Consider the following 16417-nt stretch of genomic DNA (forward strand, 5'->3'; position numbering starts at 1 on the left):
CGCGTCGGCTTTTCGTGATGTAGTTGATTACATTACGCGCCATGCCCGCCAATCTTTGGAGCCAGTTCGACGCCGCACCGCTGGCCCTGACGCTGCGCGTCGCCGGTGTCGCGACGGTGCTGGCCCTGCTGCTGGGTGTGGCGCTGGGCTGGGTGTTCGCCCGCACGAAGCTGCCCGGGCGCGGCGTGCTGGAGGCCGTCTGCATGCTGCCGCTTGTGCTGCCGCCCACGGTGCTGGGCTACGGCATCCTGGTGCTGATGGGCCGGCGAAGCGCTTTAGGCGGCTGGCTGCGCGAGCACTTCGACTACACGGTCATCTTCAACTGGCACGGCGCCGTCATCGCGTCCACGCTGGTGGCGCTGCCGCTGGTGCTGAAGGGTGCGAGCGGCGCCTTCGCGCAGGTGGACCGCAACCTGGAGGCGGCGGCGCGCACGCTGCGCCAGTCGCGCTGGAGCACCTTCGTGCGCGTGACGCTGCCGCTGGCCTGGCCGGGCATCCTGGCCGGCACGCTACTGGCCTTTGCCCGCGCGATGGGCGAGTTCGGCGCGTCGCTGATGGTGGCCGGGTCCATCCCGGGGCAGACGCAGACGGCGTCGATGGCCATCTACGACGCGGTGCAGGCCGGGCGTGACGACATCGCGCTGATGCTGGTGCTGGTCGTGTCGGCGGTGTCGGTGGCCATCCTGCTGCTGTCCAACCGCTTTCTGCAGCGCGCGCCGTCATGAAGCGCTTGTTGCTGCTGCTGACCGCCCTGCCCTTGCTCGCCTCGGCTGAAGCGGTCACGGTCTCGGCCGCCGCCAGCCTGACGGATGCCTTCAAGGAAATCGCCCCGCGCTTCGAGGCCACCAGGCCGGGCGTGACCGTGCGCTTCAACTTCGCCGCCTCGGGCGTGCTGCTGCAGCAGATCGCCCACGGCGCGCCGGTGGATGTGTTCGCCAGCGCCGACCAGGAGACGATGAATCGTGCTGCGGAGCAGAAGCTCATCGCGGCGGACACGCGGCGCGACTTTGCGGCTAACGCGCTGGTGCTGGTGACAACGGCCGCCAGCCCGGTCAAGGCCATGCAAGACCTGGCACAGCCCGCCGTGAAGCGAATTGCCGTCGGCAAGGTCGCCTCCGTGCCAGTGGGCCGCTACACGCAGCAGGCGCTGGAAAACGCCCAGCTGTGGGCGCCGCTGAGCCCGAAGCTGGTGTTTGCCGACAACGTGCGGCAGGTGCTGGACTATGTGTCGCGCGGCGAGGTGGAGGCCGGCTTCGTCTACCGCACGGATGCGAAGCTGGCCAAGGGCAAGGTCGTCATGGCGATGACGGTGGGCGGGCATGCGCCCATCACCTACCCGGCGGCGGTCGTGGTGGACAGCAGGCAGGCGGCGTTGGCACGCGATTTCGTCGCCTTCCTCGGCCGCGCTGAGGCGCAGGCCATCCTCGTCAAGTACGGGTTCGGCAAACCGTGATCGACATTGCGCTCAAACTGTCCGTCAGCGACACGCGCCGTCGCTTCGACCTCGACATCGCCTTCGCGACCGATGCGCCCTTCGTCGCGCTCTACGGCCCGTCGGGCGCCGGCAAGTCGCTGACGCTGCAGGCCATGGCCGGGCTGTTGCCGGTGCGCGCCGGCCACGTGAAGTTGAACGGGCGTGTACTGCTGGACAGCGCCGCCGGCATAGCCCTGCCACCCGAGGCGCGCGGCGTGGGCTACCTGTTCCAGCACTACGCCCTCTTCCCACACCTCAGCGTGCGCGACAACATCGCCTTCGGGCTGACGAGCTGGCGGCGGAGGCTGCAGCCAGAAGATGCCGCACGCGTGGATGAACTGATCGAAGCCTTCGGCCTGGCGACCCTGGCGCGCAGCAAGCCGGCCACGCTGTCCGGCGGCCAGCAGCAGCGGGTAGCGCTGGCACGCGCGCTGGCCTGCAACCCGCAGGTGCTGCTGCTGGACGAGCCCTTCGCCGCGCTGCACAGCGCGCTGCGCCGCGAATTGCGCGACGAACTGAAGCGGGTGCGCGCGCGGTGGGGCATCCCGGCGGTGATGGTGAGCCACGACGCAGACGACGTGGTCGCATTGGCCGAAGAGGTCTTCCTGTTCGACGGCGGCCACGTGACCGACCACCTGGTCGCCGGCCGAGACGATCTGCGGGCACGCCTGGCATGACGGCCAGCGACCACCCGCTGCTGCAAGGCGACCTGCGCCTGGCCGGCCGGCTCGATGGCCGCTTCTTCGACCTGCTGGCCGCACTGGCACTGACCGGCTCGCTGCAGAAGGCCGCCAAGGCCGCCGGCTACAGCTACAAGGGCGCCTGGCTGGTGCTGGACGCGGCGACCGCCTTGACCCATGCGCCGTTGGTAGCCAAGTCCACCGGCGGCGCGGGCGGCGGCGGCACGATGCTGACGGCCGAGGGTCAGGCCTTGCTCGCCGCCTGGCGCGAGCTGCAGGCGCGCCACGCCGCCTTCCTGCACGAACAGGCCGCCTGGCTGGCCACGCAACCAGCGCTCGACGCGCTGTTGAAAAGGATGAGCATGAAGACCACCGCACGCAACCAGTTCCTTGGCCGCATTGCGAGCGTGAACGCCGGCCCATCGACAACGACGGTGCGTCTCGCACTGGACGGCGGCCAGCAGGTCACCGCCTCGCTGACGACGGAAGCTGCGCAGGAACTCAAGGTCAAGAAGGGCCAGGAGGCGCTGGCGCTCGTGAAGTCCAGCGAGGTCGTGCTGGTGACCGACTTCGGCGGCTACAAGCTGTCGGCGCGCAACCAGCTGGCCGGCACCGTGTCGCGCGTGGAGCGCGGCGCCGTGTCGTCGCTGATCGGGCTCACGCTGCCGGGCGGCACGGTCGTGACGGCGAGCGTCACCAACGATGCGGTCGATGGCCTCGGCCTGGCGGCGGGCCATCCGGCCACCGCGGTGTTCAAGGCCTACGCGGTGATGCTGGCGGTGCGCGCCTGACCGCCGCTGCGCGCGCCGGCGATCAATTTTTCGATGCCGGGGTTTAGATCGACGGCCCTGCCCCGACCTCACGGTTCGATCAAACAACAGAACCGGGGATGGGAGTCGATGACCTTGTCGGGCTATCGCGCTGAGCTGGCCAGCGAGCGGCGCTTTGCGCGCCAGTTGTTCTCCAGGGCCGCGCCTACCGCACCGGTGCAGGCGTCACCGCCCAGCCGGCAGCACTTGGAGCAGTTCGCCCGGCACGACGCCGATGCATCCGGGCGTCGCATCGACCAGCAGACGGTGGACGACCTGGAGCTGCATGCCGCGACGAAGGCGGTGTTCGAACCCTGCTCCAAGGCCGGTCACTACGCGGGCTACGCGGCCCTCGTCAATGGAACTGCCGACGCACAGCGAGGCGACGTCGCCGCCATGAAGGCCGATGTGCGACGCCATGCCGACGCGCTGGCGCCGCTGCTGGAGCCGCTTCGCCATTCACCACACGACCCGCTGCCCTTCCTGTTCCTCGGCGCCCGATACCCGACGCCGGCCTGGGCCAACCACCTGGTGGTCATGCCGCTGCTGCTGCTCATCGGCATCGTGCTGGTGGCGTCGGGTTGGGCTGCGGGCTGGCTGGCCCTGGCTGCGGCAGTCGCCACCATGGCCTACGCGCAGATCCGGCTGCACGCCTTCCTGATGTCATGGAAGATGGTCAGGGCGGGGCTCTGGACGGTGCTCGCCACGGCGGAGGCGTTGATCACATCGGGGACCGTTCGCCATGCGCTGCCGCTGGCCCACATCGAGACTCTCCGGCGCGCCCTCGAACGCAGCAGGTCGCAATGGGCCTGGCTGAACGAATACCTCAACCTCGCCATGCTGCGCGAGTACCGCACGATGCTGGGCGACATCCGGCGCGTGGAGCGCGACATCGAGCTGGTTCGCAACGCCTACCTCCATTGCGCGGGCGTCGATCTGCAGCACGCGCTCGTCACGGCGCCGAGCCGGCTCGGCATTGCGTGGTCGGACGTGCAGGACGGCGAAACAGTGACCGCGTATGGCCTGAGTTTCGAGGGGCTGGTGCACCCGGGAATCGCCCGCCCGCTTCCCTTCTCCAGCCTTACTGCGGGCATCGGCGGCACATTCATTTCGGGCCAGAACGCCGCCGGCAAAAGCACGCTGCTGCGTGCCGTCGGCGTCAATGCGCTGTTCCTGCGGGCGTTCGGCGGCGCCTTCTGCACGCGCTGCACGGGCGAGGTGACCGGCGTCATCAGCTCGATCACCGCCACCGATTCCATGGCCAACCGCGAAAGCCTCTACGCCGCCGAGCTCAGGCGCTGCCGGGAGGTGCTGGCCACGGTGGCGTCGATGGACAAGGTGCTGGTGCTGGTGGACGAGCCGTTCAGGGGCACCAACAACCTGGAATCGCTCTCGGCTTCAGCCAGCGTGCTGGAGTCGCTGGGCTCACGCGCGCGCACCGTCGTCGTCACGCACAACGTCATCCTGTGCACGCTGTTGCCGGAGTTCCAGGCGCTGCAGGTCAGGCGCGCCGGCAGCCACATCTCGGTGGAGCCCGGCGTGCTGGCCGACCCCAACGGCCTGCGGCTGTTCGACGACGTCGTCCAGGACGCGCAGCTTTCCGCCCGCGCTCGCCATTGGTTCGATCGCTTGAGCGGCGAGCACCTGCGCGGCACGCGTTGACGCGTGCCCGGCGTTCAGAGCCCCAGTTCGCTCAGGCTGGGATGCTCATCCGGCCTGCGACCCAGCGGCCAGAAGAACAGCCGTGCCGACTCCGCAATGGGCAGGTCGTTGATGCTCGCAAAGCGCCGCCGCATCAAGCCCTCATCGGTGAACTCCCAGTTCTCGTTGCCGTAGCTGCGGAACCAGTGGCCCGAGTCGTCGTGCCATTCGTAGGCAAAGCGCACCGCAATGCGGTTGCCGGTGAACGCCCACAACTCCTTGATCAGGCGGTAGTCCAGCTCGCGCGCCCACTTGCGTGTGAGCAGCGCATGCACCTGATCGCGGCCGACGGGGAACTCGGCGCGGTTGCGCCAGACCGTGTCGTCCGTGTAGACGCCGACAACGCGGTCCGGATCGCGGCTGTTCCACGCGTCCTCGGCCATGCGCACTTTCTGGATGGCCGACTCAAGCGTGAACGGCGGAAGCGGCGGCTTCATCGCGTCAGTAGGTCTTGTACGGAAGGAACTTGCCGCTCATGACGATGCTGACGCGGTCACCGGCGGCGTTCGGCTCGCGCTGCAGGTCCATCTTGAAATCGATGGCGCTCATGATGCCGTCGCCGAATTCTTCGTGGATCAGCTCCTTGAACGTCGTGCCGTAGACGCTGATCAGCTCGTAGAAGCGGTAGATCAGCGGGTCTGTCGGCACGCTGGTCGGCAGGCTGCCCTTGTAAGGCACCACCTTGAGCCACTGGGCCTCGCACTCCGTCAGGTCGAAGGTCTTGGCGAGCTTGGCGGCCTGCTCGTCGTTGAAGGTCATCTGGCCCAGGCAGCCGGCGGTAACCCATTCCTTGCTGAGGCCGATGTCGGCGGCGACGTCGGCCCACTTGATGCCTTTGGCGACCTTGGTGGCGATGATCTTTTCGGTGACTTCGAGGCGGCTCATGCGGTGCTCCTGTGGATGGCGGGGTTGGTATCGAGGGGAATGACTTCGGCGGTCTGCGCAAGCCCCGGCCGAACCTCGGGCGGGTGCTCGGGCGCGCGGCCGTGAGAAAGGGTGGCGCTGCGCTCGACGAGGAAGTCGACGAGGTGGTTGCGGATCCGATAGAACTGCGGGTCGTGGTGCAGCGAGGCACGCTGCCGGTCGCGCGACATCGTGTTGACGACGATCTCCGCCACACGCGCCTGCGGGCCGTTGGCCATCAGCAAGATGCGGTCGGCGAGCAGGATGGCTTCGTCCACGTCGTGCGTGATCATGAAGACGGTCTGGCGCGTGGCGGCGCAGATCTTCAGCAGCTCGTCCTGGATGGTGCCGCGCGTCAGCGCGTCCAGCGCGCCGAAGGGCTCGTCCAGCAGCAGCATGCGCGGCTCGATGGCGAAGGCGCGGGCGATGCCCACGCGCTGCTTCATGCCGCCGGAGAGCTGGCTCGGCTTCTTGTCCAGCGCGGGCGTGAGGCCCACCAGGGCAACGTACTTCTCGACCTGCGCATCGATCTCCGCGCGCTTCCACCCCGGCCACTTGCTGCGCACGGCGAAGGCGATGTTCTGGCGCACGGTGAGCCAGGGCATCAGCGCATGGCCCTGGAACACGACGCCGCGCTCCAGCCCCGGCGCATTGACTTCGCGCTTGGCCATGAAGACGTGGCCATCGCTCGCATGCTCCAGCCCCGCCAGCACGTTCAGGATGGTCGTCTTGCCGCAGCCGCTGTGGCCAATGATGCAGACGAACTCGCCCTCGGTCAGTGTGAAGTTGACGTTATCGAAGACGGTCGCGTCGCCATAGCGCTTGGCCAGGCCTTGCACCTGGACGAGTTCAGTCGACATAGGTGATGGCTTTCTGAGCGCGGGCGAAGAGAAGATCGAGCGCCATGCCCACGAGGCCGATGACGAGGATGGCGAAGATGACGTTGGGCAGGCTGAGGTTGTTCCACTCGTTCCAGACGAAGTAGCCGATGCCCGTGCCGCCGACCAGCATCTCGGCCGCCACGATGACCAGCCACGCAATGCCCATGCTGATGCGCATGCCCGTCAGGATGGTGGGCGCAGCGGCCGGCAGGATGACCTCGAAGGCGCGGCGCAGCGGGCTGACTTCCAGCGTGCGCGCCACGTTCAGCCATTCGCGCCGCACGCCGGCCACGCCGAAGGCCGTGTTGATCAGCATCGGCCACAGGCTGCAGATGAAGATGACGAAGATGCCGCTCGCGGCCGAGTCCTTGATCGTGTAGAGCGCCAGCGGCATCCACGCCAGCGGCGAGATGGGCTTCAAGACCTGGATGAACGGGTCCAGCGCCTTGTAGATCAGCGGGCTCATGCCGATGACGAAGCCGAGCGGGATGGCCACCAGCGCCGCCAGCAGATAGCCCACGCCGACGCGGCCCAGCGAATAGGCCAGCTGCAGGCCGATCCCCTTGTCGTTGGGCCCGCGGTCGTAGAAGGGCTCGGACAAGTGATTAAGAACCGTGCGGCCCATCACCGCCAGCGTCGGAAAGCCGCTCTTCGCAGCCACCGGCGTGGCGTCCACCGGCTTGCCCATCAGCTTGGCGTACTCGATCTGCTCCGCCGTCATCACCGCTGGTGCCGCAGCCTGCATGCCGCCCAGCGTGGCTAGGTGCCACAGGCCGAGCAGGCAAAAGAGCAGCAGCAGCGACAGCAGGCCGGCGCGGAAGTTCAGGGATTTCTGCATGGAAATAGGAATTCAGGAATGCAACCACGGAGGCACAGAGGCACAGAGGAACAACAGCCGCAGAGTTTTCGCTGTGTCTCTGTGCCTCTGTGGTTGCCTTTGATTTGGGAGTTCAAGCCCGCTTGATCGCGAAGCTGGACAGATAGGCGTCGGGCTTCGCGGGGTCGAACTCCTTGCCCATGACCTTGAACTTCGGATAGCCACCCGCCTTGTCCTCGGGCACGGCCTGGCCGAGCGCCTTCATCTGCTTGCGCGCATCCGTCAGCAGGAACACCTTCTCTGCCACCTGCTTGTAGTTCACGTCGCCCTTCAGGTAGCCCCAGCGCTTCATCTGCGTCAGCATCCACACGGCCATGCCCTGCCAGGGCATCGGGTCGAAGTCGGCGCGGTCGGGCACGACCTTGACGTTGCCCAGACCGTCGGCGAACTTGCCCGTCAGCACCTGGGCGATGACGGTCTCCGGCTGGTTCAGGTAGGCCTGCGGCGCGATCACCTTGGCGATCAGCTCGCGGTTCTTGGCCTCGCGCGCCATCGCCGCCGACGTCAGCACCGCGCGGTACAGCGCGATGAAGGTGTTGGGGTTCTTCTGAATGAACTCCGTGCTCGTGCCAAAGGCGCAGCAGGGGTGGCCGTTCCACAGCTCCTTGGTGAGGATGTGGATGAAGCCCACCTCCTCGTACACCGCGCGCTGGTTGAACGGGTCGGGGCCGAGGAAGCCGTCGATGTTGCCGGCGCGCAGGTTGGCCACCATCTCGGGCGGCGGCACCACACGGATCTGGATGTCGCGGTCCGGGTCCAGCCCCGCTTCCGCCACGTAGTAGCGCAGCAGGAAGTTGTGCATCGAATACTCGAACGGCACGGCGAACTTGAAGCCCTTCCACGTCGCCGGGTCGCGCTTGTCCTTGTGCTTCACGCTCAGCGTGATGGCCTGGCCGTTGGTGTTCTGGATCGTCGCCACATTCATTGCCGTGGCCGGCGCGCCCAGGCCCAGGCTGATGGCCAGCGGCATCGGCGACAGGAAGTGCGTGGCGTCGTACTCCTTGTTGATCATCTTGTCGCGGATCAACGCCCAGCCCGCCGTCTTCACCACCTCCACGTTCAGCCCCTGCTTGGCATAGAAGCCCAGCGGGTGCGCCATGATCAGCGGCGTGGCGCAGGTGATGGGGATGAAGCCGATCTTCAGGTCCTTCTTCTCCAGCGCGCCGGTCGTGCCCTGCGCCATCGCCTGCAGGCTGGCGAGCGGCAGCACGCTGCCGATGGCCGCCATCGCCGTGTTGCGACCGACCGCCCTCAGGAAGCGGCGACGCAGCGCGTCCTGGGGGAACAGCGCCTTCACGAGCGAGGCTTCGATGAAGTTGGCCGATTCGGCCTCGAAGTCGGCGCTCTCGCTGCGCGTGCGCAGTTCGGCGGCGGCGTGGTCAGCCGCGCTGGCGTGCTGGCCGCAAGCGCAGCGCATCAGCAAGGGGCGGTCAGCGTCGTAGGGATCGTGGGTCATCGAGTGCTCCTCAGGATGGGAGCGACTCTAGGAACGACGGCGCCGTCGCGGAATCGTGGGGGGCGGCGAGTTTTTGTAGGGGTGGAACTACGAGGGATTACCTGGGGCTGAAGCGGTTGGCGGCAGAAATGTGTCTTCGCTTCCAACCTCTATGCTTGTGCCATGAAGCCAGAAGAAATCGCTGCCTATATCGGTGCCGCTGCGTGGTTACCCCAGATCGCGAGTTGGATCTATCGCAGAGTCGTGCGTCCTTCAGTGCGAATCGTGCCGAACCAATACGCGGAGGCCGGTTTCACTTCGTTGGGACCGATCTGCAACCTTCGGATGGCCATATTGGTCGACAACAAGGATGTCGTCATCGACGGAATGGAAATGGTTCTCCGCCACGAAGATGGAGACAGCCGAATACTTCGTTGGGCAGGTCTTGGGGAGACGTTCAGTGAGATCACCGATGCCGCAGGAAACAAGCAAGTCGTGAGTCGCGATCAATCGCCTATCGCTATTAAGGTTGGAACGGAGTCCTTGCTTGAGAAGTTCGTTCGGTTTCAGGAGCCCCGATATCACGAAGGTGATCGGCCATTGATCCAAACACTAGTGGGTCATTTCAACTACTTGAAGCAAGGCAAACCCGACGCCTATGTGGCCGAGACTCTCGCCAGCAAGGAGCTGTTTTCTTTGCTGGAGGCGCGCCGCAAAGCGTTCTGGTGGAAGCCAGGACGCTATGACATCGAGATCCAACTGAGTTCGCCCCAAAAGTTCAGTGTGGCAAGCGGAAAGTTCCGTTTCGACCTCACCGCAAGCGACGTGCAACTTCTTCAGAAGAACGTCTCCACGATGGAGGCGGATCTGCGGAACATCGTCTCTTCAAACCTGCCCGACTTCCAAGCGCAGCCGGTCAACTGGAATTGGGCGAACGTTGATGTACTGCGGGCGAACGACGCATAGCCCGGTGGGGGCGCGCATTGCGAACACCAACACGACCACACCGGCCGCCCCTGTTGGGGTTCAGTGCCTTCACCCCAACCTACCCCGCCTGACAGCCGGTTTGGGCGGCCTCCGAACCCTCGGCAAGACACCGAACGCGCAGCCAAGCTCCGCCACTGCTGTCGATCCGGCACAGCCTCGTTCGTCTTGATCGTGAAGCGGCGGAACCGTTCCGCCGCGCCACGACACGAAGGACCTGTCATGCCCTCCTGGACAAACACCGTGCGCGAGCATTACCGCTGGGTCATCGTCGCTGCCGGCGGAATGCTCGGCTGCGTGGCCATCGGTGCCCTCTTCTCGCTGCCGGTGCTGTTGCGGCCCATCGCGCTGGACACGGGCTGGTCGACCACCGGCATCTCCGCCGCAATGACCATTGCCTTCGCGGCGATGGCGGTCGGCAGCATGGCCTGGGGCACGTTGTCGGACCGCATCGGGCCGCGCGCCGTCGTCATGGCCGGCTCGCTGCTGTTGATCGCGGGCCTGGCATTGGCGAGCCTGGCGACGTCGCTGCTGGCCTTCCAGCTGCTGTTCGGCGCCGTTGTCGGCCTCGCTGCGGCGGCGATCTTTGCGCCGCTGATGGCCTGCGTGACCGGCTGGTTCGACACGCGGCGCAGCCTGGCCGTATCGCTGGTGTCGGCGGGCATGGGCATGGCGCCGCTGACGATGTCGCCGCTGGCCGCCTGGCTGGTGCAGGGCCATGACTGGCGCACGACCGTGCAGATCATCGCGGCCGTGGTGGCGGCCGTGATGCTGCCGGCGGCCCTGCTGATCCGCCGCCCGCCCGCGCTGGCCGAGGCTGCCGCTGCACAAGAAGCCGGCGCGGCGCACGACCACGGCATGACCGTCGGCCAGGCCGTGCGCTCCGCGCCCTTCCTGATCCTCGTGCTTACGAGCTTCCTCACCTGCGCCACGCACTCGGGGCCGATCTTCCACACGGTCAGCTATGCCGTCACCTGCGGCATCCCGCTGATGGCCGCCGTGTCGATCTACAGCCTGGAGGGGCTGGCCGGCATGGGCGGGCGGCTGGTGTTCGGGCTGCTGGGCGACCGCTTCGGCGCGGCGCGCACGCTGGTGCTGGCGCTGCTGGCCCAGGCCGTCGTCGTGCTGGGCTACGTGCAGGCGCGCGAGCTGGGCAGCTTCTACACGGTGGCTGCGCTGTTCGGCTTCACCTACGCGGGCGTGATGCCGCTGTTCGCGGTGATCGCGCGCGAGAACTTCCCGCTGCGCATGATGGGCACCGTCATCGGCGGCACGGCGATGGCCAGCAGCGTCGGCATGGCGCTGGGCCCGGTCCTGGGCGGGCTGATCTTCGATGCGACGTCCAGCTACACGTGGCTGTTCATCGGCGCGTTTGCACTGGGCATCGGCTCGTTCCTGTCGGCGCTGGCGTTCATGCGGCTGCCACGGCGGCCGTTGGCCGCAGCGATGCAGGGCTGACCGCCCCGCGGCAATCCTCAACCGAGAGGACAGAGCGCGGTTGCGCCGCCATCTAGGGGTTGCCGGGCCACAGGGGCGGGCGGAGCCTTGCGCCGTCAACTGCGAAGGAGCTGCGATGACGCTTGTTGCCTTGAAAGCCCTGCTGGCCGCCGTGCTGATGACGGCCCTGCCGTTTGCGCGAGCCGATGTCGTCACGGACTGGAATGTCACTGCGCTGGGCCTCACGGTGTCCAGCCCGCCGCAGGTCGAGATGCGGGCGCTGTCCCTGATGCACGTGTCGATGTTCGACGCCGTCAACGCCATCACGCGCACGCACCAGGCCTACATGAGCCCCGTGCCCGCGGCGCCGGCCGGCGCGTCGGCCGAGGCGGCGGCTGCGTCTGCGGCGCATACCGTGCTCGTGTCCATCTACCCGCTGCAGAAGCCGGCGCTCGACGCCGCGCTGCAGGCCTCGCTGGCCAAGCTGCCCGACGGCGCCGGCAAGAGCGATGGCAGCGCCCTGGGCCGCCAGGTGGCCGAGCAGTGCATCGCCATGCGCACCGGTGACGGCTGGAACGCGCGCGTTGCCTACACGCCAGCGACCGCGCCGGGCAGTTGGCAGGCCGCGCCGCCTTCGATGGGCGCTTTCGCATCCGTCCACTGGGCCGAGGTCAAGCCCTTCTTCCTCAAATCAGCGGCCGAGGTGACAGCGCCCGGCCCGCTGGCCATCGACAGCCCGCAGTACGCGAAGGAGCTCGACGAGGTGCGGCGTCTGGGCGCGCGCAACTCCACCGAGCGCACCGCCGACCAGACGGCGGCGGCCATCTTCACGCTGATGAATGGCGGCCAGATGTGGAACGCCGCCGCGCGCGCCGCCAGTGCCGCCAAGGGCAACTCGATGCCGGAGAACGCCCGCATCTTCGCCATCATCAACATGGCCGCGCTCGACGCCGTGATCGCCGGCTGGGAGGTCAAGCGCAAGATGGGCACCTGGCGCCCGCTGACCGCCATCCGCGCCGCCGCGAAGAACGCCGACCCGACCTGGGAGCCGCTGATCAACACGCCGCCGCACCCGGACTATCTGTCCGGTCACTCGGTGACTTCCGGCGCCTGGTCCAGGTCGCTTCAACTGCTGTTCGGCAACGACGGCGTGCCCTTCAGCGCCACCTTCAACATCGCGCTGACGCGTCATTTCAGCAGCTTCTCCCAGGCGGCCACGGAGATCGAGAACGCGCGCATCTGGGCGGGCATCCACACCCGCACGGCCGACGAGCACGCCACGGCGCTCGGCCGCCAGGTGGCGGAACTGGCGGTGCAGCGCGGGATGCCCAAGCTGCCGTGAAGCGCCGCCTCAGCGGCTCGTTGCTGCCGCGCGCGTGATCTGCACCTGAACCTCGCCGACGCCGGCAAACACGTGCCGCGACTGCTGGCCGATGCGGATGTCGTGCACGCCGGTGATCATGCCGGTGGAGATCACGTCGCCCGCCTTCAAGGTCTCGCCCTGCTGCGCGCGCTTGTTCAACGTGAAGGCCAGCGCGCCCAGCGGGCCGGGCTTGATGGCGACCTTGCCGGTGCCGACCGACTGGCCGTCGATGAAGGTCTCGACATCGACGGTTTCCAGCTCGCGCCAGTTCGTGATCGCCGGGCCCACCACGACGCCCCAGTTGTTGCCGAAATCGGAGATGACGGCCCCCGGACCCACGTCGTTCAGCGTCGCCAGCGGGCTGCTGGCGACTTCGACGCCGATGTGCATGGACTTGACGAGCGGCAGCACGGTCTCGGCCGTCCAGTCGGCCTTGCCTGCCGGCGAATCGGCGGCGACGACGATGACGACTTCGGCCTCGACGGCCGCAAAGCCGCCTTCGAAGACCGGGCATTGCGCGGCAGCGCCGGGCGCCACGTGGTGGACGTTGGCCGCGAAGGCAGGGCCGATGAGGCGCTCTTCAGGGAACTGCGCGGCGAACGCCGGGTTCACGCGCGCGACCTTCCAGCCCTTGACCGCATCGGGCCAGCGCGCGATGGCGGCGGCCTGGATGGCGTAGGCCTCGGCCAGCGTGGCGGGCGGCGTGCCGGGATATTCGGGCAGGGAGCGACCGGCGGCGCGGGCGGTGGTGAAGGCTTCGGCGATTTGCTGGGTGGCGCTCATGGAGTTCTTTCTATGCGCCGGCCGGCGCGGTCATGCATGCGGCCGGCAATGTACCGCGCAAAAACGAAACACGGTTTTACTTTGCCGGAAGGGTGCGCTATCCGGTCTGCTCCATCCGCACCGCAAACAGCGCCAGCTCCACGTCATTGCGCACGCCGATCTTCTCCAGCACCCGGGTGCGGTACGTGGACACGGTGTTGGGCGACAGCACCAGCTGCTCGGCGATCTCGCCCACGCTGCGCCCGGCGGCGAGCAGCTGGAAGACCTGGTGCTCCCGGTGCGACAACCGTTCGTGCAGCGGCTGCTCGTCGTCGGCCCGCTTGCCGCTGCCCGCGCCCACCGCGCCGGCCAGCTGCTCGGCAACGCTGGGCGTGATGAACAGCCGGCCCCGAGCGACGCTGCGCACCGCGTCGATCATCTGCTCGCTGTCTGCGCTCTTGTTCAAGTAGCCGGCGGCACCAAGCTTAAGGCTGCGCACGGCGTACTGCCGGTCCGGGTAGGTCGACAGCATCAGCACCGGCAGGCGCGGGAACTCCGACTTCAGCGCCTTCAGGATGTCCAGCCCGTCGCGCTGGGGCATGGCGATGTCCAGCAGCACGACATCCGGGCCGGTACCCGAGGCATGGCCCGCCCTCACCTGCTGGATCGCGTCCGGCCCGTTGGCCGCCTCGCCGACCACGCGCACATCTTCGGCCTCGGCCAGCACCTGCTTGATGCCCTGCCGGACGATGAGATGGTCGTCGCAGATCAGCACGCGGATCATGTCTGCTCCAACGGAATGACCAGCCGCACCGTCGTTCCACGGCCCGGCACACTTTCGATCCCCAGCCGCCCGCCGAAGTGCCCCGCCCGCTCGCGCATGCCGAGCACGCCGTAGCTGCGCGCATCGTTGAGCGCCTCGGGCGCCGCTCCCACGCCGTCGTCGCGCACCTGCAGATAGAGCACCGGCGCGGGCGGCGCGTCCACGTCGATGCGGATGGACACCTGGCGCGCGCGGGCATGGCGCGCCACGTTCGACAGCACTTCCTGGAAGATGCGGAACACGGCGATGGCCAGCCCGCCTTCGGGTGGCGCCACATCGGCGGCGACGTGCATCTTGAAATCCACCGCGCGCTCATCGCTGCCGGCGAGCTGGAACTCCTGCGCCTGCCATTCCAGCGCCGCCCACAGGCCCTGGTGGTCCAGGATGCTGGGGCGCAGGTCCGTGATGATGCGGCCCACCGCATCCACGGCGGTGTCGACCAGCCCGCCCATGCGCTGGCATTTGTCCACCATGGGTTCCCGCTGAGCGGGGTCGCCCACGCGGCGGGCCAGCCAGTCCAGGTCCATCTTCAGCGCCACCAGCAGCGAGCCCAGCTCGTCGTGGATCTCGCGGGCGATGCGCTTGCGCTCGGTCTCGCGCATCGCCTCCATGTGGTGGGCCAGCTCGCGCAGCTCGGCGGTGCGCTCGGCGACGCGCTGCTCCAGCTCGTCGTGGCTGGCGCGCAGCAGCGCCTCGGCCCGGCGGCGCGCCGAGATGTCGACGAAGGTGACGACGGCCCCCTGGACCACGCCGTCTTCGATGACGGGATAGCTCGAATACTCCGCCGGGAAGGGGCTGCCGTCGGCGCGCCACAGCACTTCGTCGTCGATGCGGCAGGGCTCGCCGCGCCGGAAGGCGTTGAAGATGGGGCAGTCGCACTCAGGGTAATGGGCGCCGTCATCGCGCGAGTGATGGATGAGCGCGTGCATGTTGCGGCCGAGCACCTCGTCGGTGCGCCAACCCAAGCCATCACAGGCGGCGCGGTTCACAAAGGTGCATCGGCCGTGCATGTCGATGCCGAAGATCCCCTCGCCGGTGCTTTCCAGCAGCAGCGTGAGGCGGCGCGTCGCTTCTTCCAGTGCGGGCGGCGGGGTCGTCAGGGCAAACGGCATGCTCATGCGGACTGCAAGCTCCATGCCACCATTTGGTGCATTCCGAATAAGGAAATAAGCAAACTGTCGTTTGGTGAATAAGCGACTTCGGGCAACCTCGCATCTTTCGTTCACCCGAAGCTCAGCCCATGCCCGCCTTTCTGCCCTCCCGCCGTGCCGTCGTCGCGCTGATCGCGGCCACTTCCGCCCTGCCTGCCCTTGCTGCCGACCCGACGCTGTTGAACGTTTCGTACGACGTTGCCCGCGAGCTCTACAAGCAGATCAACCCCGCCTTCGTTGCCGCGCAGAAGGCCAAGGGTCAGGCCGTCTCCGTCAATCAGAGCCACGGTGGCTCCAGCAAGCAGATTGGCGCCGTCATCGGCGGCCTGGAGGCTGACGTCGTGACGATGAACCAGGCCACCGACGTGGACCAGCTCGCCACCACCGGCCTGACGCCCGCCGACTGGCGCAGCCGCTTCCCGAACGGCGCGGCGCCCTATTCGTCGACGATGACCTTCCTGGTCCGCAAGGGCAACCCCAAGGGCATCAAGGATTGGGCCGACCTGGCCCGCCCGGGCGTGCAGGTCATCCTGCCCAACCCTAAGGTGACCGGCAACGGCCGCTACAGCTATCTGGCCATCTGGGGCAGCGTCATCGCCAACGGCGGCAGCGAGGCACAGGCCAAGGAACTGGTCACCAAGGTGCTGACCAACGTGCCGGTGCTGGACGGCGGTGGCCGCGGTGCGACGACGACCTTCACCCAGCGTGGCATCGGTGACGTGCTGGTGACCTTCGAGGCCGAGGTCGAGCTGATCGAGAACGAGTTCGGCAAGGGCAACTTCGAGCAGGTCAACCCGAGCATCTCCATCGAAACCGATGCGCCGGTGGCGCTGGTCGACAAGGTGAGCGCCAAGAAGGGCACGGCCGCGCTGGCCAAGGCTTACCTCGACTTCCACTGGAGCCCGGAGGCGCAGGAAATCATCGCCAAGAACAACTTCCGCCCGCGCGACCCGGCCATCTTCAAGAAGCATCAGCAGCGCTTCGCCAACATCAAGCTGTTCACGGTGGACCAGACGCTGGGCGGCTGGGCCAAGGTGAGCAAGCAGCACTTTGCCGACGGCGGCAGCTTTGACCAAGTCATGGCAGGCATCAAACGCTGAGCGAACTCAAACGCAACCACAGAGACACGGAGGCACA

17 protein-coding genes are annotated in these 16417 nt (G+C 67.5%); 9 read left to right on the forward strand and 8 right to left on the reverse strand.

The genetic code is table 11. The features are described 5' to 3' along the window. Positions 1-41 precede the first annotated feature (41 nt). The 5 genes from modB to ASC81_RS23370 all read left to right on the forward strand — a co-directional run bounded on the left by modB (position 42) and on the right by ASC81_RS23370 (position 4625). Positions 42-725, forward strand: a complete 684-nt coding sequence (modB, locus tag ASC81_RS23350; protein WP_156392391.1) for a molybdate ABC transporter permease subunit — start codon at positions 42-44, stop codon at positions 723-725. Continuing rightward, entirely contained in the window at positions 722-1453 is a 732-nt protein-coding gene (gene modA, locus ASC81_RS23355) for a molybdate ABC transporter substrate-binding protein (protein WP_056272851.1), read from the forward strand. The genes modB and modA overlap by 4 nt, the downstream gene beginning before the upstream one ends. Beyond that, complete coding sequence (locus ASC81_RS23360) at positions 1450-2151, forward strand: ATP-binding cassette domain-containing protein (RefSeq protein WP_056272855.1); 702 nt, start codon at positions 1450-1452, stop codon at positions 2149-2151. Before modA ends, ASC81_RS23360 begins: the two co-directional genes overlap by 4 nt. Then, entirely contained in the window at positions 2148-2945 is a 798-nt protein-coding gene (locus tag ASC81_RS23365) for a TOBE domain-containing protein (protein ID WP_056272857.1), read from the forward strand. The genes ASC81_RS23360 and ASC81_RS23365 overlap by 4 nt, the downstream gene beginning before the upstream one ends. Before the next feature lie 108 nt (positions 2946-3053). Beyond that, positions 3054-4625 (forward strand): hypothetical protein, encoded by a 1572-nt coding sequence (locus ASC81_RS23370; RefSeq protein ID WP_056272860.1) that lies wholly within the window; start codon positions 3054-3056, stop codon positions 4623-4625. 14 nt (positions 4626-4639) lie between these two features. On the opposite strand, the gene ASC81_RS23375 is transcribed toward ASC81_RS23370, so the two are convergent. The 5 genes from ASC81_RS23375 to ASC81_RS23395 all read right to left on the reverse strand — a co-directional run bounded on the left by ASC81_RS23375 (position 4640) and on the right by ASC81_RS23395 (position 8781). Beyond that, positions 4640-5101: a nuclear transport factor 2 family protein gene (locus tag ASC81_RS23375; protein ID WP_056272863.1), complete on the reverse strand. Its 462-nt coding sequence runs from the start codon at positions 5099-5101 to the stop codon at positions 4640-4642. Positions 5102-5105: 4 nt separating this feature from the next. Continuing rightward, the gene (gene cynS / locus ASC81_RS23380; protein ID WP_056272866.1) at positions 5106-5549 is read right to left on the reverse strand and encodes a cyanase; all 444 of its coding nucleotides are present in this window, start codon (positions 5547-5549) and stop codon (positions 5106-5108) included. After that, a complete protein-coding gene (locus ASC81_RS23385; RefSeq protein ID WP_056272870.1) occupies positions 5546-6427 on the reverse strand; it encodes an ABC transporter ATP-binding protein in 882 nt (293 codons plus the stop codon). Before ASC81_RS23385 ends, cynS begins: the two co-directional genes overlap by 4 nt. Then, complete coding sequence (gene ntrB, locus ASC81_RS23390) at positions 6417-7286, reverse strand: nitrate ABC transporter permease (protein ID WP_082536768.1); 870 nt, start codon at positions 7284-7286, stop codon at positions 6417-6419. The genes ASC81_RS23385 and ntrB overlap by 11 nt, the downstream gene beginning before the upstream one ends. A gap of 112 nt (positions 7287-7398) precedes the next feature. Then, positions 7399-8781 carry a CmpA/NrtA family ABC transporter substrate-binding protein gene (locus ASC81_RS23395; protein ID WP_056272872.1) on the reverse strand — a complete coding sequence of 461 codons (1383 nt, stop codon included), beginning with the start codon at positions 8779-8781 and terminating at the stop codon, positions 7399-7401. Positions 8782-8943: 162 nt separating this feature from the next. Between ASC81_RS23395 and ASC81_RS27240 the strand changes: the two genes are divergently transcribed. From ASC81_RS27240 to ASC81_RS23410, 3 genes are all read left to right on the forward strand, one after another. After that, entirely contained in the window at positions 8944-9726 is a 783-nt protein-coding gene (locus ASC81_RS27240) for a hypothetical protein (protein WP_156392392.1), read from the forward strand. A gap of 192 nt (positions 9727-9918) precedes the next feature. After that, positions 9919-11202 carry an MFS transporter gene (locus tag ASC81_RS23405; RefSeq protein WP_255354458.1) on the forward strand — a complete coding sequence of 428 codons (1284 nt, stop codon included), beginning with the start codon at positions 9919-9921 and terminating at the stop codon, positions 11200-11202. Between the two features lie 115 nt (positions 11203-11317). Then, the gene (locus ASC81_RS23410) at positions 11318-12523 is read left to right on the forward strand and encodes a vanadium-dependent haloperoxidase (RefSeq protein WP_056272880.1); all 1206 of its coding nucleotides are present in this window, start codon (positions 11318-11320) and stop codon (positions 12521-12523) included. A gap of 9 nt (positions 12524-12532) precedes the next feature. Here ASC81_RS23410 and ASC81_RS23415 read toward each other — a convergent pair whose 3' ends face one another. The 3 genes from ASC81_RS23415 to ASC81_RS23425 form a co-directional block, all read right to left on the reverse strand. Next, complete coding sequence (locus ASC81_RS23415; protein ID WP_056272883.1) at positions 12533-13327, reverse strand: 2-keto-4-pentenoate hydratase; 795 nt, start codon at positions 13325-13327, stop codon at positions 12533-12535. A 97-nt stretch (positions 13328-13424) separates the two neighbouring features. Further along, positions 13425-14090, reverse strand: a complete 666-nt coding sequence (locus ASC81_RS23420; RefSeq protein ID WP_056272886.1) for a response regulator transcription factor — start codon at positions 14088-14090, stop codon at positions 13425-13427. After that, the gene (locus ASC81_RS23425; protein WP_235533752.1) at positions 14087-15247 is read right to left on the reverse strand and encodes a PAS domain S-box protein; all 1161 of its coding nucleotides are present in this window, start codon (positions 15245-15247) and stop codon (positions 14087-14089) included. Before ASC81_RS23425 ends, ASC81_RS23420 begins: the two co-directional genes overlap by 4 nt. Before the next feature lie 122 nt (positions 15248-15369). Here ASC81_RS23425 and ASC81_RS23430 point away from each other — a divergent pair, with 122 nt between their 5' ends. After that, a complete protein-coding gene (locus tag ASC81_RS23430) occupies positions 15370-16380 on the forward strand; it encodes a sulfate ABC transporter substrate-binding protein (protein ID WP_056272888.1) in 1011 nt (336 codons plus the stop codon). The last annotated feature ends 37 nt before the right edge of the window (positions 16381-16417 follow it).

This window comes from Pelomonas sp. Root405 (genome assembly GCF_001425165.1).
Taxonomy (GTDB): domain Bacteria; phylum Pseudomonadota; class Gammaproteobacteria; order Burkholderiales; family Burkholderiaceae_C; genus Pelomonas.